Genomic DNA, 21637 nt, shown 5'->3' on the forward strand with positions numbered 1-21637 from the left:
TCACTCGCTTTCAATTGGTTTTCGTCGACTTGATTGTAGCACAGGGCAGTATGCCCTTTTTAGTTTGTTTTACAAAAAAGGCGTCGATGGATTTTATCCATCAACACCAAATATCATAGAGCCCATTTAAGTAGATATTCGTAGATACAAAACGCCCGGGACGTTGATCCGGGCGTTTTTTTTACAAAAAAAACCAGCCACAGATGAGTGTGACTGGTTTAGAAGTCGTTCGTTTATGAAGACGCTAATTAAGCAACTGTACCGACGCGCGCATAACCAACAGCGTGCCACCAAGGGGCGTGAACGGCTTCCGTCACGACACCGCGGTTTTGAGAATCGATCATCTTGCCGCCGCCAACGTACAGGCCAACGTGAGAGATAGAGTGCTTGGAACCGCCGAAGAAGACCAAATCACCCTTCTTAATGTTCTTGTAGCTCACATGCTTGTACTTGTTGTATTGTGCTTGAGCGGTCCGGGGGATCTTCTTGGAAGCGCCCTTTTTGTAGACGTAGCTGGTAAAACCAGAGCAGTCAAAGCGGGAAGGACCAGTAGAGCCCCAACCATAAGGCTTACCCAATTGGGCTTTAGCGACCTTGTGGATCTTGTCGTAAGACATCGTTGCCGCATTGGCATCGACAGGTTCAGTGATGGCAAACCCAGCAATTGCAAAAGCAACAGTGGCAACCAAAGTCAAGATAATATCAGTCAGCGTCTTCTTCATAAATGTAAACAAACTCCTTAATTTTTTTAATGTCTTGGTGTATTAAATATTTTCCGTTTCGAATCAACGTGTTTAATACTATCAGGGAGTTGTTACAGAATTGTCTCAAACCATTATCAATCGGATTAAAGGTGTTGGGGGGATTGCAACATTTGCGGTTAGTTAGCCGGGAAAGCGTGAGGGAAATGCCGACCTGCCGCCATTTCAGGGGTTAAGGTGATTTGTTGCAAACGACCCGTTGTTCGGGGAATAAAGAGGTACGACTTCGTATCAAGGTCGCAAATTCCCCGGTAGTGCGTGTAATTATGATTCCGATCGTGGCGTCGTTCGGGCTGATAAGGGAGCTGAACTTCGGCTAACCACTGAAAAAGGTGGGTAACAGCCGCTGTTGTGGTGGTTGCTGGCGGATTGCCCCAACGCCGGATAGCCGTGTGAATGAAGCGGTGGGTCGGCACGGGACCGCTGGGTAACGGTTGGCCGCTAACCAGATACGATCGAGCAGCGGCAACGGTTGTTGATGAAAAGTCCGGGGTGTCAACGTTCAAGAAGTCATTGAGATTTCGTAGGTGAGTGGCCAAAATCGGCGTATTAGTGAGGACACCGGCCGGATTTAATTGGGCTGTTAGTGGGCCACCGGTGGGTTCGATGACCAGTGTTTGCCCGGAACGGTCGCTGAGAATCCAATGAAATGGGTAAACGTAGTGGTCGGTCCCCCAAGGCTGATCCACCAACGTGACGTGCGGCAGATCGGCCGCAATTGCGGCTAAAGTGGCGTGTTCGCCGAGGGCCCAGTTGATGAAATCCTGGGGAGTTAGGTTTAATTGACCGGCTACAGGAGCGGGCGCGTAGTCGACCACCCCGGGTAAATAAAGTTCAGCACAACTGATACCGTTTTCATTAAAACCGTCCGCTAACAGGTAGGCCGAAAAATCGGCGGCCATTCGCCCGCCACCGAGAATGGCATACTGGGTGGCCCGGGTGACATGTAAGGCCGTTTCCCAGTGATAGTGACGGGGTAAGAAGACGGGCCGCCAAGGAGTCGTAGTGGGAAAATCCATCGTCCGGGCGAAAAAATGGTGGCCCGTGGCGGAGGTGTAGGTTAAACTAGTACACACGGGGGATTCCTCCTTTAAAGTAATAATTAGGCTAAGTATACGCCAAACTTGTTGGGAATGACGCTTGTATTCCCAGATTGAATCTCGTAAGCTTAATTGATAAGGCTGATTTTTGGAAGGGAACTGGGAAAATGAAATCGACTTGGAACTTAGTGGGAATGGCGCTGTGGGTGCTGGTCCTCGTAACGTTAATCTGGATGGTGCATGACATGCGGGTTCGCCGCATTCGGCTCATCGTGAAGGAACACCATAGTTTCTCGTGGCGCAACTTGGCTATTTCGACGATTGAACTGGTCGTTTGGCTACTGTTTTTTGGGGGGATGAGCTACACGACGTTCTTTCAAAATGTGAATCAGTTAGGCGACCGGGTGACCCAAACAACACGCTATGAGCCATTGGTCATTAACACGGGCAGTGGGAGTGGCTCAGCTTACTACGTGACGGTCGATAACAGTACGGGCAAGCAACCCGTGCAGACCTATACGTACCTGACTGAGGGCGAAAAGTACGAGGTCAGCAGTACGGATTCGACGGTTTCGGATGGTAAGAAGGCCATTAACCTGCCAGCATCTGCATACAAATGGGACGCTAAAAAGGTTGCGAAATACGATCAACGTCATCAAAAGGCGTGGGTGGGCGTCGTCGAGACAACGTATAAGAAGACGTTTGTTAATGGCATCGGTTTGCACGCGGGGCGCTTGGCTAGTCGCTTTACGTTGATTCGAATTCCCGATCACTCCTTTATGTTACGTAAATAAAAACGAAATTTTGGATGATAAATTAAAAAAGCGGTTCTTGCAGAACGTTAACTTCTGTAAGAATCGCTTTTTTAGCAATGGTATCGCTGATTAAAGTTGTTTTAGTGTTACCTGATTCAAGGTAGGGCGTAGTCATCTGGATTGGCAGTCGCTGGACCATAAGCGTCCATTTGACTGTCCCGATAGTCCCACCACTCATTTTCGTAGCCGACGAATCCGGCCGCTCGCATTGCTTGGTCTAGGATTTGGTAGTGGTGTTCTTGAATGGCCGTTCGTGAGGCATCCCGGTGAGCAGCGGCTGTAAAGTCGTCAAAGGCCGTTTGCATCTCAAGTTCGTTACCGTCTAGGTCACATAGTGTGAGATCAAACGTGACACCTTTTTGGTGTGAGAAGTTCGGATCGGGTTCCGCAACAAAGCTGGGATCGGGATAGACGTCAAAGAGCCGGCGTTGGGCGGTCACGGGTCGGTAAGCATCCCAGATTTTTAGCCGATAGCCTTGTTGCCGGAGGGCAGCACTGGCAGCGGCCAACTTTTTAGCTGTGCCGGTACGGGCGATGGCCGTTGTGAAATCATAGACCACCTGGTGAGTGAAATTATTCGTAGTGGCGTAGCGCAGGTCGACCAAAATGCCGGGGTCCAGCGCTTGAACGTTGGTAAAACCAGTTTCTAGTTCTGACATGGGGCACCTCCAATAAGAAATTACCCTCAGTATACCGGCTTGTGGCGAGAAAAGCTTGAATTGTGGTTTGCTTAAAAAGTGGGTAAAGTTGAATAACGAAAAAGCCCCCCAGCAATTAGCTCGGGGGACTTTTAGGGTAGTCGGAAAGCGCAGAAAACTTGATGCAACTTTCACACTCCTTAGTTTACACGTTTCACTAGTGAATTTCGAGTGAAATTTGGACTTGGTAAGGTGACCTCCCAATTAGCGGGCATGTTCGACTCGGTCTTGGGCGTAAATACCAATATCGGCCACGTGAATGGTACCCGCGTGTTGCTTGCCAACGGTGGTTAATAGGCCAATTTTGTTGTAAGCCATGGTGGTCGTACTATCGGCAACAACGGCAACACCCATGACGGCACCGGTATCAGCATTAATACCTGACGGTACGTCAATGGCAACGGTTTTGGCATCGGCAGCGTTGATGGCGTTAATCGCATCAGCAAATTTGCCGGTAACGTCGCGGGTCAGTCCAACACCAAAGATGGCATCTACAATTAGAGTGGCGTTAACGATCTGATTGAGATCAGCTGTGACCGGGATATTGTAGTAATTGGCAATCTTTAATTGTTGGCTAGTTTGGGGCGTCGCGTTTTCGGGATCACCTAAGAGATAGATGGTGACGTCAATTCCGCGAATTTTGAGGAGGCGTGCCACGGCGATTCCATCGCCACCATTGTTACCCGTAGCAGCAACAACGACGACACGGTCAAGGTCAAAATCATCATTTAAGAGGTTGTTGAAAGTTGCTAAAGCCGCCCGTTCCATGAGGACCATGGCGGGGATGCCAATCACGTTGGTCGCGTGGGCATCGTAGCGTTGTGCTTCGGCAATCGTAATCGCTTTACTCATTGAAATCCCTCCTTAGAGTCAAATAACTAATGGTTGTTGGCCTGTTGCTTTTGTAAGACACGCGATGATAACCGCTGAAGCTGAGCCGTAATGACGGCGTAGTCGAAATCAGATTGATTGGGAGTCGCCTGTTGCCACCAATCGTGTAAGACGGTGATGGCTTGTTGAACGAGTTCTTGCCCAGATGGTGTGAGTTGTAGGCGCCGGTTGCGGCGGTCGCGGGGATCCGTTTCTTTTTGAATCAGGTCGAGTTCGACTAGATGGTGGACCATGCGGGCCATTAATCCCTCATCGACGGCCATCGTCCAAGCCGCCCGGCGCTGATTTAACTGACGCGTTTCGGAGATTAAGACCAGTAAATAAAATTCAGTGATGTTAACGGGCATTTTGTCGGCTTCAAGAAGCTGGTTCATCGCTCGCTGAAACTGCCGGTGGAGGATGGCCAAATTCGTGGTAAAGTCTAATATTGAGTCTTCCATGAGTTGCCCCACCTCCTTGGCAAAAAAAGTTATTTTGACTATGCCCTTAGTTTACACCAGATGGGGGTCAACGATAAACGCTTTAGCTCTAATCTGCCGCTGGAAGTGATAGAATAGTAGCAAAACTAATTTATGGGAGGCAACACTGTGTTTATTCAAATACCGATGGATATGGATGAGGTGCAAATGCGCCAGTTACAGTTAAAGCAACACGGAGAGGTCGCCAGCGAAGACGAGATTATTCGCCAGGCAGTTTTGGATATTTGCCAGAACTTCTTGGATCAGATTGAAGATGGACACTATGATTCGGTGGCTTGGCAAGGAGAAAACTTGACGGTAACGGACATCAATGGCGACCAAATGGCCGTGATTAAGCCGCAAGGGTCATCGTTCGTGGCTGATTTTCGGCAGAATGCGGATGTTACGCTACAGCGGTTAGAAAAGGCCGCGATTCAAGCGTCTGGTGCACGGTAAAAAATGGGGTAGCGCTTTCTGTGATTTTGGATTACACTAGAGGAGATCAAGCGCCCTTAGTGTAATGGATAGCACATGAGATTTCGGTCCTCATGATCCGAGTTCGACTCTCGGGGGGCGCATTTAATTTGAGATGAGACGTTGGAAACGTTGATGGGACGCTAGTTGTGGCTAGCGTCTTTTTTGTTATGATCGGAAACATAATGGAACAGGTTACTGGTTAAAACTCGGTCGGGGTTCAATTATAATGAAGTCAGTTATTGGTTAAGAAAATATAGAAATGTTTCTAACGCACGTTCCTGTTTGGAAATAATTAGAGACCCCTTTGGAGAGAGGCGATCAGAGATAATATTTGAGCGTGCGCCTTACGTGAACGTATTGAACGTCATTTTTTGATTTTGGGGAGTTAGACTTACAGGTAAAACAGTAAAGTCTAAGGGCGTGGGGGTAATGGCATACTTTGCGCTGGATTGCATAAACCGTTCAGGTAGCAAATGGCATCAATAAGTGAACCTGAGGTACATCATTGATTACTAAGTGAAGACGGGCCGCATAGTCGTGATGTGGACGTGAATTACCAGTTAAACGAATTACGCCAAGCGACCTGTTTCATTCCATGAATTAGTGGGTTGTCGGTTGTAATTCAATGAATATTCACTCATAATTAAACGGTTGCCTACCTATGCTAGCAATAGTGAGGAGGTGTAGTAATGTTCACATCTTTTTTCGCCCCGCTTGCGGTTGGACTCTTAGTAGCCCTGTTTACGGACTGGTTAGACCGTAGACACCACAAGTAAAACGCCATAGGCAACACCTAACCCACCCGTTTAGTTACATAGACGTATAAAAAAGGCCTCGACTACTCCACATAGTCGGGGCCTTTGGTGTAGCAATGCTACATCTTTCTTCGCAAAGTCATTATAGCATGAATGGAAAATTGATACATGCTTATGATACTTATATGAGAACAAAAATAAAAACTGCTAGCCGTTAAGCTAACAGTTCCATGGTGCTTGCCGTGTGACACATAATCATAATGGAGTCAGTTGTTGGCTTGGATTCACTGGCTACTGGCGTTAAGGACGTGCGTACTGATTCCCACGAGATGCTCGCGTGGCTCCGCTGGATTGGGCCGCTGACTCACTTTCGTAAGTATAGTTGTCGGGGTTCGTAACCCGTGAATAATACTTATGGCTGTCAGAAACGTATACCATGCCGGCTGCGGCGACGTTCCACTGACCTGATTTCGTGCCCGAATGAGTGGTTGACCGGGCTGTGGCGTTTGTTTTATGGCTTGCACTGCCGGTACTGCTCCTGTAACCGTGGTCAGAGTTGGTACTGGTTGCCTGACTGGACCGGCGGCTGGTCGATTTAATTGGCTTGGCATTGTTGCTGCCGGTATTGTAGTTAATCTTGATACCTTCAGCTGAGTTGATCACAGCGACCGCCGTGTTGATTTGTCCATCTGATGACTTAATGTCTACGATGGAACCGCGGGGGATGGTTTCACTGTGATAATAGAGTGGTGTCGTTTCGTACTTGATGGTATCACTGGTGTTCGGGTTGGACGCCCAATAAGCTTCCGCGGTCTCTTCGGCGTAACGCATGCCACCGTCCTGGTCCGCGCCAACATTTTGTGGTCGGGTACCAGTGGTGAAGTTGTTTTCTGACGTGTAAGATTTGGCGCCCAGTAAGCTATCACCGATGGAATGGCTGCGATTATAGAGATAACCGTGGTAGGTACGACCGGTGAAGGCATAGCTGATAGCGACTTTGGGATTGGTCGTTGGCCAACTACTTGGTTCTAGTGGGGAACCTTGGCGGGAACCCCGTGAATCGGCGTATTCGCCGTAAGTCAAAACTGCGCGGGCGGTGCCGGCACGCCCTTGAGAATCACTAGCAAAATGGTAATCACCAGATTTGAGATGTTTGAATCCGGTGGTGTGGGACTTACCTAACTGCCAATAATAGTCCTGAGTCGGGCCAGCCGATTCGTGATTGGTATAGCTGACAAGTTTTTTAAGCACCTGACTATTTCGAGACGTGGTTGTCGTGACTGTTGGGGTTACCTTGTGCTTAGCTGTGGGATGTTTGGCCGATTTATGTGTCGTAGCCGCATGCTTGGTTGCCGTGACAGAGGCGTCGCTTGACGAGTTAGACATGCTGGCCTTGTCTGAGTTGGTCTTGGTAGTTGAATCACCGCCGCCTCCTATGCCGATGAAGATGAAGGCGACTACTAAGGCGATTAACACATTGCGTCCCTGGTGGTTAGTGTTGCGATGACCGATTTTATTGACAACCCAGAGTACGCCTAAAATAATGGCGATGAGCAGACTGAGCCCGCCAATGAATGATGCGAATGATGACATGAAAAGTTCCTCCTCGGGAATTTAAGTATTTTGACAAAATGGGTATGTAAACAAGCTTAGTGGCCATTTTACTAAGATAAACCAGCGCCATTAAGGTTACCAATTTGTATAATTAAGCATACCAGAAATTAAGCAGCAAAAGGAAGATGTCGAGAAATAGTGCAGATTAACAATATAGAAGGTGATAGCATACTCATGCATTGATTTTTGAGGGTCCTTAACCGATACAAGTAACTACGATGTATTGGAGTTGCTGTCGACAGAATGACTGATATAATAAGTTTCATGAGTAAGGTTAGCTTGTAGTTTTATCTACGATACATAGGTTTTTTGGAATAATTTAATCATTTAGGAGACGTTTATTAATGTTTATCAATGTGATACAGAAAGGCCGATCACTTTTTCAAGATTTCTCCCAGGTAAGCTCCCCAGACGCCGCGAAGCGAGAAGCACTTGCCAACCCATTATTTTCTTGGCAGGCGACTTATGTGACCTATCAGCGAAAAAGACGGTTGTCTTAACGCATGATGAAAGTACGTTAGTCGTGGCGCTAGTTGATATTAATGCGAAGAACCGGCAGACGATGGAGACACGGTTTTGGGACCAGTTGCGGCTGCTCTATCATGACTTAGGATTATCAACGGCTGATTTTCAAGCTTACCAACGCGTATCCAAGCTGTGGCAAATTAACCAAACGGTGAGTCGCCAGCAGGTGGGGCGGCTGAATCTCATAACGCCGGCCGTGAAAGCCTTTTTGGCAGAGCGGCTGATGGATGATCATAAGTTATCACGGAAATTATCTCACATTATGCGAAAGACGGTCACGGGGGACACCGTTTTCTGGGAGGATACACCGGCCATGTTAGCAACAGATCAGCTGGTTTGGCATCCCGCGGAGATTCCTGCCTTGACGGATCAGTCGGCTCTCCAACAGACTTGGGTAACACTTCAGAAGACTGCTAAAGTCGCGACGGCTGCCTTAGAAAGTGAAGACAACCGTCAATTTGAAAAGGTAGCCCACCAGATTCAACGGGTCAATCGCGAGTTAATTGCGGCGTTTATCCAATTTGCTCAAACCAAATATGCAGCCAAGACTGTCAAATCATATCAGCAAGCACTGGACTTTTACCTAAATGAGTATCTGGCCAATCGACTCGTGACAGTATTAGATGATGATGCAGCCGAAGTAGGTGACTTATACCTGCACGGCGGCAGTCTGACGGAGTGTAAACGGGTTCAGCGAACAATGAAAAAATTCTATCAGTTTCTGGTTCAACAGCAGTTAATGACCAAATCGGCCTATCAAACGATTAGGAGTAACCTGGATGAGAGTGTTGAACTCGTCTTATTTGAATTAGATGAATACGATGATTTTTACGATTAATAAAAAATGAAATTTATCATTGATTTTTAATTAATTATCAGCTATACTACTTATCAATATTTATAAAACGTTGAAGAAAAAAGTAGCGTGGATAGCGATGTCTAGTGAGTCACGTTGAGTGAGAAGTGACCATCTCGTCCTAGTGAAAATCATTTCTGAGTTCGGTGCTGATTTTGTAGGTTACCGTGGCAGCCACCATTACTAGGCTAGCGGATGTTGGTCCGTGATGAGTGTGGCATTTTTGGAGGCCACAAAAAGGTGGTACCGTTCTACTGAATTAGAGCCCTTTTCCCGTTGATGGGAGAAGGGCTCTTTTAACGTTTAGTAATCATGATGAGGAGGAATCGAGATGGAACAAGCAGAACATACGCAACATAACTTTTGGCAATTATTAGTGGTGAGTTCATTAATTTTCGGCATGTTCTTTGGCTCGGGCAACTTGATTTTCCCGGTACATCTGGGACAAATGGCCGGACAACACTGGTTTTCAGCAGCATTAGGCTTTGCGGTATCTGGGTCGCTGTTTCCACTGCTCGCAATTCTCGCCGTGGTTGTCACTAAGAGCGATGGTCTGTATGATTTAGCCAAACCGGTGGGGCGCCACTATGCGGCGTTCTTTTTGGTTATGGTTCACCTGACAATTGGTCCCTTCTTTGGTACGCCACGAACTGCAGCAACAGCTTTTCAAATGGCGGCGGAACCATTTTTACCGCAACGGTGGACAACAGTTGGTCAGTGGCTCTTTACCGCTGGATTTTTCGGATTGGCGTATTTGATTGCCATCCACCAAAATAGTTTAATCAAGTGGATTGGTAAGTATCTCAATGCCCTCTTCTTGGCGCTCCTAGCGGTGATCTTCGTGGTGGCCTTTTGTAAGCCGATGGGGAGCTTGAACCATACACCAAGTGTGGCTTACCAGAGTGGTGCAACTATCAGTGGCCTGTTGGAAGGTTATAATACGATTGATGCTGTGGCGCTGTTGGCATTAAGTGTGACCTTTGTTCACGCAGTTCGGGCGTTAGGTTATCACGATCGCGAATTGACTAAATTGACTGCTAAGGCGGGGACACTGGCTATCGTGGTTGAGGTCTTAGTTTATTTTGGACTAGTCTTGTTGGGGGCCTTTAGCCTGGGGGAATTAGCCCTATCGGCTAACGGTGGGGTGGCGTTGTCGCAAATCGTGGGTCACTACTTTAGCAATCTAGGAACCGCCTTTTTGGGGATCTTAGTGACGTTAGGAGTTTTCACCACGGCGTTGGGCCTAGTGACGTCATTTGCCCAAGACTTTCACAAATTATTTCCCAAGGTTAGCTATTTAACGTGGCTACGAACGACCACTATCGCTTCATTTCTGGTTGCCAATGTCGGGTTGGATAACATCATTGCTTGGTCATTGCCAGTGTTAATGTTGCTGTATCCGCTATCGCTGGCCTTGATTCTGGTTTCACTAACGGTTGCCAAATGGGCACATGCTGGTTTAATCTACAAGTTAACAATCGTTTTCACGGCGGTGCCAGCAGTTTTAGATATGTTAGCAAACTCACCAGCTGTCGTTACTAATTGGGCACCAATTGCTAATCTATTACGCGTCTATCACACTTATGTGCCGTTCGCGAGCCTGGGGTTGGGATGGCTGGTGCCAACCTTAGCCGGCTTTACCCTAGGGATTGTTTGGGGGCACTGGCGATTAGTTGCGGAACGGATGACGGAAGACGTTTAAGGGCCATGGATGATCTGGCGGGGATCACACGGATTCGGCACCGGGTTAAAATTAGCGTTTGTACCTATCAGGCCGTATACGCAATCCGGTATAGGCGGCAAAGAGTCCGAGACAAAAGTTTCGGACTCTTTGTGTCTCGCCACCTGATACAAAAGCATGCCAAAGGAACGGGGAACTTTGTCTAACTTTAGGACTATACCGATTTTAATTTCAAGACGATAATGATTTGTGAAAAAATACCAGAAAACTATTTACAACCCGTTTTCATAAGTCTATCTTAATAACTATATTAAGAGAAAAGGGAGCATACCTATGAAAGAATCTGGGGGATTAGAGCGTCGGATTGGGACGTTTCAGGCCATCACGATTAACATGTCACAGATGATGGGGGCCGGCCCATTTATCACGATTCCACTTGTTTTAACAACAATGGGTGGGCCACAGGCCATGTTTGGCTGGATTGCGGGCGCCGTACTAGCCTTGTTGGACGGTCAAATTTGGAGTGAACTTGGAAGTTCATTGCCGGGTGAAGGGGGGACTTATAATTACCTCAAGGCCGCTTTCCATGACCGAACGGGCAATCTAATGCCGTTTTTGTTTATTTGGTCAGTTCTGCTAGCTACACCACTAACGCTTTCCAGTGGTGCCATTGGTTTGGCCAATTACATGACCTATTTCTTTCCAGCGTTAACGGGTCTACAAACGAAGCTAATTGCCGTGGCCGTTACGTTATTAGCGATGGTGCTGCTTTATCGGCGCGTCACGAGTGTTGCTAAAATTTCGTTGGTACTATGGTTGGGGATGATTTTAACAGTTATCCTGATTGTGATTACCGGCTTGCTACATTTTGACCCCCAATTAGCATTTGACTTTCCTCAGGGGGCATTTGCACCAAATAAATTTTTACTAGGATTGGGTGCTGGAATGTTACTGTCGATCTATGACTATCTCGGGTACTATACGTCAGCGTACATGGGTGATGAGTTGCGTGAGCCTGGAAAGACATTGCCCCGTTCGATTACGCTATCAATTATCTTGGTCGCACTCATTGATCTTTCCATGAATATTGGCATTATCGGTTACGTTCCGTGGCGAGAAGCCGCGCATAGCGCTAACGTGGGTTCCTTATTCATGACCCGTGCATGGGGACCTTGGGGTGGTGCTATTATTACCGTCTTAATTATTTGGACGTGTTTTGCCTCAGTATACACGGGGCTCTTGGGCGCTTCACGGATTCCTTATAACGCCGCCAAGGATGGCGTGTTTTTCAAAAAATTTGCGCATCTTCATCCTAAGATGAAGTTTCCCAATTACTCACTCGTTGTGATTGGATTGATTATGGTTATTTGCTGTTTCTTTGACTTGACGACGGTGATTAACGCGTTAATGGCCGTTCAAATTGTGGTGCAATTTATGATGCAGATTATTGCCCTATCAGTCTTGCGCCGAAAACACCCCCATTTAAACCGACCATATAAGGAGTGGCTCTATCCTATTCCCAGCATCATTGCCTTCTTGGGTTGGGGCTTTGTCTTCTTCTCCTCAGGGGCCAGTGCGATTAGCCTTGCCGTTACCTGGACGATCATAGGTATTCTCGTCTTTTGGGGCCGGACTTGGTATGTTAACCATGTCAAACCAGCAATGACGACAGGAGGACAAGACGTTGACAACTAAAGGTGTCTTAGCAATCGATATTGGTGGAACTAAAATTGCTTTGGCCACCATTGACTTGGCCGGCCATTGGTTAGCTCAAACAAGATTTGTGATTGCTGGTTTAGATGGTGCCGCTATTGTTACGCAGCTATTGGCCGCGAGTCAGCAACTGGTGTCGCAGGCGCAATTAACGGTTACGGGGATTGGTGTCAGTACAATCGGCGTAGTTGATGGTGAGCATTTAAAGCTAGTACCGACAATTAAGGGGTGGGATCACGTTAACCTCAAGGCGGCATTGCAACGTCAATTTACCCAAATTCCAGTTTGGATTGAAAATGACGTAAAGGCAGCTACCTATGCCGAGGTCCTAAATGGTGCTTTAAAGGGGACGACGGCTGGCCTTTATTTAAACCTGGGAACCGGAATTGCCACCGGCCTATCTTTGGGGGATCGGGTTATTCGGGGGAGCCACGGCGCTGCTGGTGAAGTCGGTTACTTATTGACGGCTAGCAGTGATGCGGGGTTTGCTGCCGGTCACGCGCCGTTTGAAGAAGCTACGGGTGGGCAAGCCATCGGTCGGCAACTGGCCGCACTGGTTGGGTCTCCATATTCGGCCAAGGATATGTGGTCTAACAGCGAGTTGCCTCAGGTTGTGCAACGGTTTAAAACTCAACTGTTAGCCTCATGGGCCTTTAATTTGGCGAACCTCTGCATTACTTGGGACCCGGCCGTCGTGGCCATCGGTGGTGGCATGGAAGCAGCCTATGACCAAATTGCCCCAACCCTAACAGCCCAGTTAGCGCAGAGTGTTCCATTTCCACCAGTTTTAAAGCGCGCTTATTACCAGCAAAATGCGTCCCTAAACGGTATTGCTTTATTAGCCGTACAGTCAGTTACATCATAAGATAACAAAAAGGTGAAATTTATCATTGATTTTTAATCATCCATCGACTATACTACTCATCAATACTTATAAAACGTTGAAGAAAGTAGTAGCAAAGCGGTTGATGTTTAGCGAGTCACGGTCGATGCAAGGTGACCATCAGCGGTTTGTGAAGGTTAATTCTGAGTTCGGTAGTTGCTAAGGCTATCGTGGTGGCCACCATTACCTGGCTAGCGGATGTTGGTCCGTGAAGTGCGGTGATGATGTCGTCGCAAAAAGGTGGTACCGTTCTACTCGTAGAGCCCTTTTCCCATAGTGGGAGAAGGGCTCTTTTTGACGTTTGTGAGTTAAAAATGATGCAGTAGGAGGACTTAAAGATGACAGATGAACAAGTAACACCGAGAAAAAGTTGGGGACAGTTGTTGGTCGTTAGTTCTTTGATATTTGGCATGTTCTTCGGCTCTGGTAATTTGATTTTTCCGGTTCATTTAGGGCAACTAGCTGGTGCGCATTGGTGGTTAGCGGCAATCGGCTTTGCTATTTCGGGCTCGCTTTTTCCGCTGCTAGCGATTATGGCCGTTGTTGTGACACGTAGTGATGGCTTGTTAGACCTAGCGCGGCCACTGGGACGACCAGTAGCGGCAATCTTTTTGATTTTGGTTCACCTGACGATTGGCCCATTCTTTGCCACACCCAGAACAGCGGCAACGGCATACCAAATGGCGCTCAGTCCGTTTATGCCACAGCGGTGGACTACGGTGGGGATGTTAGGATTCACCGGCGCGTTCTTTATAGTGACTTATTTAGCCGCTACGCATCAAGGGGCGCTGTTAAAAATTGTGGGAAAGTACCTCAATGTGGGGTTCTTGGCGCTCTTGGCACTGGTCTTTCTGGTTGCCTTTTTACGGCCAATGGGGAGTGCCACGCATACGCCGACCTTAACCTATCAGACGCATGCGATGATTGGTGGGGTATTAGAGGGTTATAATACGTTGGACGCGGTGGCGCTTCTGGCGTTGAGTGTGACGTTGATTCATGCGATTCGGGGGTTAGGCTATCGTGGTCAAGCACTGACCAAGCTGACAGCGCAGGCGGGGATCATTAGTATCTCGCTAGAAGTGCTCATTTATTTTGGCCTCGTGCTATTAGGGGCCCTGAGTATGAGTCAACTGACATTGTCGGCTAATGGCGGTGTTGCCTTGTCCCAGATTGTGGGCTACTACTTTAACAACGTTGGTACGCTATTACTGGGCGTCCTCGTCACACTGGGCGTGCTAACAACGGCAATTGGATTGGTCTCTTCCTTTGCACAGGACTTTCACAAGCTATTTCCTAAAGTCAGTTACCGCTTTTGGTTACGAGTAACCACGGGTTTGTCGTTTTTGGTTGCAAACGCGGGGTTAAATGCCATCATTACGTGGTCGTTACCCGTTTTAATGTTGATGTATCCGTTAGCCTTAGCCCTCATCTTTCTCTCTCTGACGGTTGCCCATCAGAGACATGCAGCTGTCATTTACAGAACGACCATGGCTTTTACGATTTTACCAGCCCTGTTAGATATGTTGAACAGTGCACCAGCAGTCATTAATGAGTGGGGGCCTATTCAGACGGTTTTGGCAGGTTACCATCACCTTCTGCCGTTTGCTAGTTTGGAACTCGGCTGGCTGGTACCTGCGCTGGTCGGCTTCTTAGGGAGCTGGGGCTGGTGTACCTTGCGGATGCGTCGTCATGTGGTTGTACCAACAAACGAAGAGCGCTAAAAATAAAGACCAGTAAGCAGTTTTCACGTGTCGCATATAGTAAATGTGCTATCCTAAAATTATCAAAGAATAAGTTTAGGGGAGTTGCACCATGAACGATAATTTATTTAATATTCCAATCGTGGCTTACTGGGTGTGGGCCATACCAGTCTTTTTTGGCTTAGGTTTTACGATTAGTTACCGGATTGAAAAACGTCGATTAAGCAACGGCTTGTGGTTTTCGTTATTTTTCTATTCGTTTTTAGCAGCGCTGGCGATGACCATTTTGGGGACCAATAATAAGTGGTTGATTGTGATCAGTGTGGCGCTATTTGTCATCTTCTTTCTAATCGTGGTGGTGATTTTCGTGTTACAAGCCTTTCTGCTATTGTGGAATGCGTGGATCGTCTGGCGGCGCGAGAGTCATACGTTAGCCAACATGTTGACTTTATTTTTGGGCCTGGCCATTTTACTGGCGCCGTTCTTTTCTCGATGGGCTGCACTGAATTTGTCAAAACCCGTGGATACCTTTATTAATTTATTTCCATCGTTGGTGATTACGTATGTCCTGTTTTGGTTCTATAATTATTTGACGATGCTGGTCTTGTATCAATTTAATCGACCACGTTACAATCAAGATTTTCTAATTGTTTTAGGCGCAGGATTACTAAATGGCAATGAAGTATCTCCTTTATTGGGGCGACGGATCGACCGCGCATTGACGTTTTATCGCAAGCAACTTGCCAAGACTGGGCAGGCACCGATGGTGATCTTTTCCGGTGGTCAAGGTGGCGACGAAACCGTCCCAGAAGGCCGGGCCATGCGGGATTATGCCATTGCCCATGGCTTGCCAGCCGAGCAGGCCTTGGTCGAGGACCAATCGAAGACGACTTATGAGAATATGGTCTTTTCTAAGCAACTGATTGCAGCCACTGGGCAGCAGCGACCGCGCGTGACCTTTGTCACCAACGGCTATCACACCTTTCGGGCGGGGATGATTGCTCGTAAGGCGGGATTAAAGGCTAACGGCATTGGAGCGCACACAGCCAAATTTTTCCTACCTAACGCCATCTTGCGCGAATATATTGCCATCTTTGTTGGTAATAAACGGTGGCATGCCGTAGCAATCGTGGGTATCTTCTTATTGAGTCTATTGCTCACGTGGGCGCAATATTATTACCGTTAAACCGATAAATGAAAATGGTCCTTCAGCGAATTGACTGTTGAAGGACCATTTTGCTTATGACGCCCAAAACTATTTGACCAAGTAAACATGGTCTTGAACCAAATCAATCTGAGTAAAATGATGGTTGAGGGCCCGAGAATCTGCATTTTCAATGAATTCGGCATGGTCCCAGAACTCAGTGGAACCGGTGGCACCGTGGGGCTCGCCAATGACAACAAAATCGACAGTGGTATGGGCGGCACGCATGGCCTGCAGGAGCTCCCAATCCAGCGGCAGGCCATCTGGCGACCAAGACATGACAACCACGCCCACTTGGTCTTGGTATTTATGGAAAGCATCCACCGCGCTGAGGGGTTCAATTGGGGTGAGTGGGTGTCGACCAGTTTCGTTTTCGGCCGTCCACGCCTGACTGTCGGTTGCAAAGACAGTCTTGTGGGCGTCTCGCAGGCCTTTTGAAATATAACCATTGCCCGCCATGACTTCTAAGACCGCACGATCGCCCACAAAAGTGGCTAAGTCGGTCACAAACGGAGCTGGGGTGTATGCCCACATGCCGTAGTGGGTTTCCAAATAATCGCGGAATGAACGCAGGTCGTGGTCCAGCTGGGGCAACGCCGCGGTTAAGTCATTCCACAGCTGATCGCCGGTTGCGTCGCCGGGGGCATACAGCGTATTGATTTTTTGGTAAATCTGATCTTGACTGTCATCAGGTAGTTGTAAAAGCGGCAATTGTTGGGGCAGATTCCCAGCTGCCAACATTTTATCCGCCAAGAGAACGTTACTGATTAGTAACTTGATGGCGGGGTAGTCATTAAATTGGTGATAATATGCCGTCATACGGTCAATATAAGTGGTGGGTCGTTGACTAAGCGGTGCGTGGCGGACTTTCTTTTTGAGTTTTTGCAGTTTTTTCGGGTTCACGGAGAGGTCCTTTCTAGCCACATGAAGACAAGCAAACAGTCGACTGGCTAGCAGTTACGCTGATCAGTCGACTGTTAATTAATGGTCGTCTAGATGCAGATCCAATTCTTCTTGTTGATTAGGTTCGGGGTCACTGAAGCGATTTTCCTTGCCATGCAAGTAACCGTCAATTAATTGGTAAATTTCGTAGCGATCTTGACCACTCAGTAACTCACGGTTAAAGCTGAGCTGCTTACCCGACAAGAAGAGCCGGCCAAGGTCGTATTCATCGCGTTCCGCTTTTCCCGTCAGATAATCCATGGTGACATCGAAGTATTCGGCGAGTTTGCGAACTTCAATAAAGGAGGGGGTTCGAATGCCCCGTTCCCAATTGCCAATTTGAGAAGCAGTATTGGCATGTTCATCTGGTCCGGCCGCTTGCGCATTAAGCGCCGCTGCTAGCTGTTCCAACGTAATGTGTTGGCCCCGTCGTAAGGCCCGAAGTCGTTCTGGAAACATTCTCGTCACCTGTTTCTTTCGTTTACACCTAGTATACCACTCTGCGTGGGGTTAAACGACCAGCAGACTATTTGACGAATGAATCAGTTAACCGCATAAATTCGGCAACATCGCGCTTAATGAGTTTAACACCAGCCAGCCAGAAGTCCGGTTGCGTGAGGTCCACCCCGAGATGCTTTTGCGCGAGCGCTTCAGTCGACATGTTAGCCGTATCGCGTAACAGGGCGATATATTGATCTTCAAAGTTACCAGTCTGTTGGGCTTTAGCGTAAATTCCCAGACTAAAGAGGTAACCGAAGACATACGGGAAGTTATAGAAGGCGGGTTCGTCGATATAGAAATGCAGCTTGCTAGCCCAAAGGTGTGGCGAGTAGCTGGATAGGTTGTGACCAAAGGCTTCCTTTTGCGCGTTCAGCATGAGTTCATTAAGTTCTGCGGGAGTAACGAGTTTCTTTTGGCGTAGTTGATAGAACCGGGTTTCAAATAAGAACCGGGCCCGAATATTCAAAAACATGGCTAGGGGGTTGTCCAATTTGGCATTTAATAGCGTGATTTTTTCGGCGTCTGTTTGAGCAGCCTGCACATTGGCATCGGCGACAATCAATTCACCAAAAGTTGAGGCGGTTTCGGCCACGTTCATGGCGTAGTCTTGACGCAGATTAGGTAAGTCGGCCATCACGCTAGAGTGAAAGGCATGCCCCAACTCATGCGCTAAGGTTGAGACGTCGTTGGGTGATCCCGTAAAGGTCATGAAAATTCGTGATTCGTGGGTTTCCGGCGCACTTTCCATCCAGCCACCAGGGGCTTTGCCAGCGCGATCTTCGGCTTCAATCCACCGATGTTCAAAAGCGTGTTGGGCTAACGCAGCCATTTTAGGTGAGAATTCACCGTAATGTTGAATGATAAAGGCTGCGGCTTCATCAAAGGTGAAGTGGTGCTCGTCACTACCTGGTAGGTGTAAAGGGGCTTCCACATCCTGCCAACCAGCATGCTTTTTACCAAGCAGGGCCGCCTTACGGTCAAGGTAATCCAATAAAAATTGGTGGTTATCAGCGACAACTTGCCAGATGGTATCCAATGTAGCAGCGCTGAGCCGATTTTCTTTTAGTGGTTCTTTGAGAAAATCAGTGGTTCCGTGCGCGGCGTATTCGGTGAGGCGGAAGCCCGCCAAATGGTTCAACGTATCAGCAAAGAGCTGTTCCTTGTCGGCCCAAGCCTGTTCCCAGGCGGGGAGTAGTTCCGCTCGATATTGAGGATCAGCATTACCCAAAAGGTTATTGTCAGCTTGACCGGCGGATAGCGTCACGGGGTGCCCATTTTCATCGTGAAAGGGAATCTGCATGGTGGCGACTAATGAGTCGTAGTGACTACTCCAGGCAGCCTTACCGTCTAAGTTTAAGCGGTTGATCAGGGCCTCAGTTTTGTCGTCCAGTAATTCCTTGCCGGCATCGCGCATTTCCCGGAGATTAAAGGCAATTGGTTGTAGAGCCGGAAGGGCTAAGAGCGCGGCAAAGTAGTTGTCGGGGACTTGAACCAGCACCTTTTTGAGCTTGCCACTGACGTTATCGGCTTGGGTTTCCAAGTCACGTAATTGAGCTTCCATTGGGGCAACACCGGGATTGTTCACATCGGCAGAACCCACGGCAGTAATGAAGATGCCAGCCTGACCAAGGCCCGCATCAATGGTTTGCAGTTGGTCAATGAGTTTGACGAACTGGGGATATTGTGGCGCGTCACTGGCGGCGTCCCAGCGATCAAGTAAATCAGCAAGGGTAGCAATCGCCGTTTTGAGCTGGGCTAGCTTGGCAGCTAACTGGGGCGAGTTAATCCCCCCAGCAAAAAGTGAGTCTAAATCCCAATTTAACGAGTATTTCATCGGCAAGGCCTCCTAGGCGTAAGTTGGATTCATTATAGCAAATTTCCTAACGATTGCGTTGGCGAAAGGAACTCCGTATACTAACCAGTAGCAAAGAGTTGAGAGAATTGAGGAGGACATAACGGTGAATAAACGACTGAAACATTGGCTAATTGGCCTAGGAATCGTGGTGGTCTTGATTTTAGGTGGCCTTTTAGGGGGAAGTTTGTATTTTTACAATATGACGGTGGCAAGTGGTAAAAAGAGTTTTGTGTCTTCTGGAACGACCTTGAAGAAGTCAGACCCGCTGTATGCACAAAAGAAGTGGTATCGACAGGTACATAAACAACGGTGGACGGAGAAAGCCGCCGGGGCAAGTCTAAAATTAGTCGCTGATTATGTTCCCGCAGCCCATGACACCAAGAAAACGGTGGTGTTGGTTCATGGATTTGGGTCCAGTAAAGAGGCTATGGGTGGCTATGTCGCGATGTTTCATCGGCTAGGGTACAATACGCTCACGCCGGATACCCGAGGACAGGGGCAAAGCCAAGGGAAGGTTATTAGTTACGGTTATTACGAAAGTCGCGATTATTTAAAATGGGTCAAACAGGTTATTGCTAAGCAAGGGCCCCAGTCACAGGTGGTCTTGTTCGGCGTTTCCATGGGTGGCGCGACAACGATGATGACGAGTGGCTTGAAAACGCCCAGTCAATTAAAAGCCTACGTGGAGGATTGCGGGTATACAGACGCACAAGCCGAAATCACGTATCAGGCTAAGCAAATGTATCACTTACCTTATTGGCCAATGGTGCCATTGACGAGTGCCGTTGCCAAAGCTAAGGCGGGCTTTTATTTTAAAGACGCTAATGCTGTTGCAGCAGTCAAGAAAAACCACAAACCCATGTTATTTATTCATGGTGGGGCAGATTCCTTTGTGCCAACGAAGATGGTTTACCAAGTCTATCGGGCAGATGCTGGGCCTAAGCAACTGCTCGTGGTTCCGGGCGCCCAGCATGCAGCCTCACTATCGCATGCACCGCAACGTTATACACAGACGGTGAAGGCTTTTTTAGCGAAGTATATTAAGTGATGCTTCTTAGAGGGCTGCCAGAATTGTCTGATTTCTAGTTGCGGCATAACTATACTGGTTTAGTGCGACTAAGCCAACTACTGCCCGCCCTCTGGTCGCAGCAAATGGGCTGGAACGTACCGGACACGACTTTAAGCCAAGCAGATCACTTGTCTTAAAGCTCGGTCTTATCCTAAGCGCGCGAAAGACGCGCACAAAGGATAACGACGGTACTGAGCCCATTTGCCACTTCCCGTCGGGCTATGGTGGTGTGGCGTGGTCACGTTGGTTGGTCCAACTATGACCATTACTGTAGAGATATTGGACAGTGTTAGCTTGAAACCACATTGACTGTTGCCAAGGGCCCAGCAAGGCGGGTACCCAGAAGTATGCGCTTAAGTGCTGGCGTAGGATAGAAGTTATTAGGAATTTTGGAGGGTTAACAAAGGGGATGGCTAACATGGCAGAAACTACGCGACAGTTTCGCCCCGTTACAGCGACGATTCTGACCTTAGGCGCAACCCTAGTAATGGGGATGATTGATGCGGATACGTTTCTTAATCATGGCGCGGTTTTCGTCAGCGCCCAAACGGGTAACCTGGTTGTGTTTGCGGTTAAGCTAATTGAACATGGCTGGGGCGCCGCGTGGGTCAACGTGCCCGTTTGGATCGGTTATTTTCTGGGGTGTTTTGGCGCGCAGGGCTTGAGTGAACACTTAGGGCGCGGCAATAATCGGCGTCAAATGCGATGGTTGATGGTATTAGACGTTGGTGCGTACGTGATTTTAGCGAGCCTGCAACAGACACTGCCGACCATGTGGTTAATCTTTTTTCTAGGGATTGTAGCTGGCTATGAGCTGACTGTCTTTCGGCAGGTCGGTGGCCTAGGAATCAACAATGGCATTATGACGGGCAATACCAAAAATCTGGCAACCAGTACCTATCGGGCGTGGATTGTCGGGGATCAATCTGCCCGTCAGCGTCAAATCCGTTTGGCTGGCGTTCTCTTGATTTTTATTGTCGGATGTGGCATTGGCGCGCGTTTAGCGATGTTGACGCCCCATGGCGTGCTCTGGATTGCGACGGCTGTTAAGGCGATTTTACTGGCTTGGTTGTTCCTGCCCGTAGCGATGGAAAAGCCTGTAAGATAGTTGGTTGGGTTGTGGCTAGAAATAGCGTATAATTAACAAGATAAGTGGCCCTCTAAATTGGGGAGCACAAATGAAAATAACTTAATGACAG

At 48.1% G+C, this 21637-nt stretch carries 20 protein-coding genes and 1 tRNA gene; 12 read left to right on the forward strand and 9 right to left on the reverse strand.

From position 1 onward, the window contains the following. Positions 1-248: 248 nt before the first annotated feature. Positions 249-722, reverse strand: coding sequence for a C40 family peptidase (locus tag ACP4IT_RS07135; RefSeq protein ID WP_011668909.1), 474 nt, complete (start codon positions 720-722; stop codon positions 249-251). A gap of 158 nt (positions 723-880) precedes the next feature. After that, positions 881-1837 carry a linear amide C-N hydrolase gene (locus tag ACP4IT_RS07140; protein WP_128491941.1) on the reverse strand — a complete coding sequence of 319 codons (957 nt, stop codon included), beginning with the start codon at positions 1835-1837 and terminating at the stop codon, positions 881-883. 131 nt (positions 1838-1968) lie between these two features. Between ACP4IT_RS07140 and ACP4IT_RS07145 the strand changes: the two genes are divergently transcribed. Next, positions 1969-2595, forward strand: a complete 627-nt coding sequence (locus tag ACP4IT_RS07145) for an LVIS_2131 family protein (protein WP_011668907.1) — start codon at positions 1969-1971, stop codon at positions 2593-2595. A 116-nt stretch (positions 2596-2711) separates the two neighbouring features. On the opposite strand, the gene ACP4IT_RS07150 is transcribed toward ACP4IT_RS07145, so the two are convergent. From ACP4IT_RS07150 to ACP4IT_RS07160, 3 genes are all read right to left on the reverse strand, one after another. Beyond that, the gene (locus ACP4IT_RS07150) at positions 2712-3275 is read right to left on the reverse strand and encodes a M15 family metallopeptidase (protein WP_226769800.1); all 564 of its coding nucleotides are present in this window, start codon (positions 3273-3275) and stop codon (positions 2712-2714) included. A gap of 243 nt (positions 3276-3518) precedes the next feature. Continuing rightward, on the reverse strand, positions 3519-4166 hold the full coding sequence (locus ACP4IT_RS07155) for an NAD(P)H-hydrate epimerase (RefSeq protein WP_011668905.1): 648 nt from the start codon (positions 4164-4166) through the stop codon (positions 3519-3521). Positions 4167-4192: 26 nt separating this feature from the next. Next, entirely contained in the window at positions 4193-4645 is a 453-nt protein-coding gene (locus tag ACP4IT_RS07160; RefSeq protein ID WP_011668904.1) for a MarR family winged helix-turn-helix transcriptional regulator, read from the reverse strand. Positions 4646-4792: 147 nt separating this feature from the next. Between ACP4IT_RS07160 and ACP4IT_RS07165 the strand changes: the two genes are divergently transcribed. The 3 genes from ACP4IT_RS07165 (at position 4793) to ACP4IT_RS07175 (ending at position 5916) form a co-directional block, all read left to right on the forward strand. After that, entirely contained in the window at positions 4793-5119 is a 327-nt protein-coding gene (locus ACP4IT_RS07165; protein ID WP_128491939.1) for a hypothetical protein, read from the forward strand. A 50-nt stretch (positions 5120-5169) separates the two neighbouring features. Next, positions 5170-5241 (forward strand) — tRNA-Arg (locus tag ACP4IT_RS07170). Positions 5242-5829: 588 nt separating this feature from the next. Further along, positions 5830-5916 (forward strand): type I toxin-antitoxin system Fst family toxin, encoded by an 87-nt coding sequence (locus ACP4IT_RS07175; protein ID WP_107696576.1) that lies wholly within the window; start codon positions 5830-5832, stop codon positions 5914-5916. A gap of 279 nt (positions 5917-6195) precedes the next feature. Here ACP4IT_RS07175 and ACP4IT_RS07180 read toward each other — a convergent pair whose 3' ends face one another. After that, positions 6196-7488, reverse strand: coding sequence for a DNA/RNA non-specific endonuclease (locus ACP4IT_RS07180; protein ID WP_086231733.1), 1293 nt, complete (start codon positions 7486-7488; stop codon positions 6196-6198). A 472-nt stretch (positions 7489-7960) separates the two neighbouring features. On the opposite strand from ACP4IT_RS07180, the gene ACP4IT_RS07185 reads away from it, so the two are divergent. The 6 genes from ACP4IT_RS07185 (at position 7961) to ACP4IT_RS07210 (ending at position 16053) form a co-directional block, all read left to right on the forward strand. After that, complete coding sequence (locus ACP4IT_RS07185; protein ID WP_015474388.1) at positions 7961-8872, forward strand: DUF6933 domain-containing protein; 912 nt, start codon at positions 7961-7963, stop codon at positions 8870-8872. 349 nt (positions 8873-9221) lie between these two features. Further along, positions 9222-10592: a branched-chain amino acid transport system II carrier protein gene (gene brnQ, locus ACP4IT_RS07190; RefSeq protein ID WP_011668899.1), complete on the forward strand. Its 1371-nt coding sequence runs from the start codon at positions 9222-9224 to the stop codon at positions 10590-10592. A 312-nt stretch (positions 10593-10904) separates the two neighbouring features. Further along, positions 10905-12266 (forward strand): APC family permease, encoded by a 1362-nt coding sequence (locus tag ACP4IT_RS07195; RefSeq protein WP_128491938.1) that lies wholly within the window; start codon positions 10905-10907, stop codon positions 12264-12266. Then, complete coding sequence (locus ACP4IT_RS07200; protein ID WP_114684558.1) at positions 12256-13149, forward strand: ROK family protein; 894 nt, start codon at positions 12256-12258, stop codon at positions 13147-13149. The genes ACP4IT_RS07195 and ACP4IT_RS07200 overlap by 11 nt, the downstream gene beginning before the upstream one ends. Before the next feature lie 356 nt (positions 13150-13505). Next, the gene (gene brnQ / locus ACP4IT_RS07205) at positions 13506-14888 is read left to right on the forward strand and encodes a branched-chain amino acid transport system II carrier protein (protein WP_069359933.1); all 1383 of its coding nucleotides are present in this window, start codon (positions 13506-13508) and stop codon (positions 14886-14888) included. A 91-nt stretch (positions 14889-14979) separates the two neighbouring features. Then, on the forward strand, positions 14980-16053 hold the full coding sequence (locus ACP4IT_RS07210) for a YdcF family protein (protein WP_015474383.1): 1074 nt from the start codon (positions 14980-14982) through the stop codon (positions 16051-16053). Positions 16054-16122: 69 nt separating this feature from the next. Here the strand turns inward: ACP4IT_RS07210 and ACP4IT_RS07215 are convergent, their stop codons facing one another. The 3 genes from ACP4IT_RS07215 to ACP4IT_RS07225 form a co-directional block, all read right to left on the reverse strand. Next, a complete protein-coding gene (locus ACP4IT_RS07215; RefSeq protein ID WP_011668894.1) occupies positions 16123-16974 on the reverse strand; it encodes a hypothetical protein in 852 nt (283 codons plus the stop codon). Between the two features lie 78 nt (positions 16975-17052). Then, positions 17053-17472 (reverse strand): helix-turn-helix domain-containing protein, encoded by a 420-nt coding sequence (locus ACP4IT_RS07220; protein ID WP_011668893.1) that lies wholly within the window; start codon positions 17470-17472, stop codon positions 17053-17055. Between the two features lie 67 nt (positions 17473-17539). Continuing rightward, positions 17540-19348: a M3 family oligoendopeptidase gene (locus ACP4IT_RS07225; RefSeq protein ID WP_011668892.1), complete on the reverse strand. Its 1809-nt coding sequence runs from the start codon at positions 19346-19348 to the stop codon at positions 17540-17542. A gap of 124 nt (positions 19349-19472) precedes the next feature. Here ACP4IT_RS07225 and ACP4IT_RS07230 point away from each other — a divergent pair, with 124 nt between their 5' ends. Further along, complete coding sequence (locus tag ACP4IT_RS07230; protein WP_011668891.1) at positions 19473-20417, forward strand: alpha/beta hydrolase; 945 nt, start codon at positions 19473-19475, stop codon at positions 20415-20417. Between the two features lie 439 nt (positions 20418-20856). Continuing rightward, positions 20857-21546 carry a YoaK family protein gene (locus ACP4IT_RS07235; protein WP_225350050.1) on the forward strand — a complete coding sequence of 230 codons (690 nt, stop codon included), beginning with the start codon at positions 20857-20859 and terminating at the stop codon, positions 21544-21546. The last annotated feature ends 91 nt before the right edge of the window (positions 21547-21637 follow it).

It is taken from the genome of Levilactobacillus sp. LN180102 (assembly GCF_050106635.1).
GTDB classification, from domain to species: Bacteria; Bacillota; Bacilli; order Lactobacillales; family Lactobacillaceae; genus Levilactobacillus; species Levilactobacillus brevis.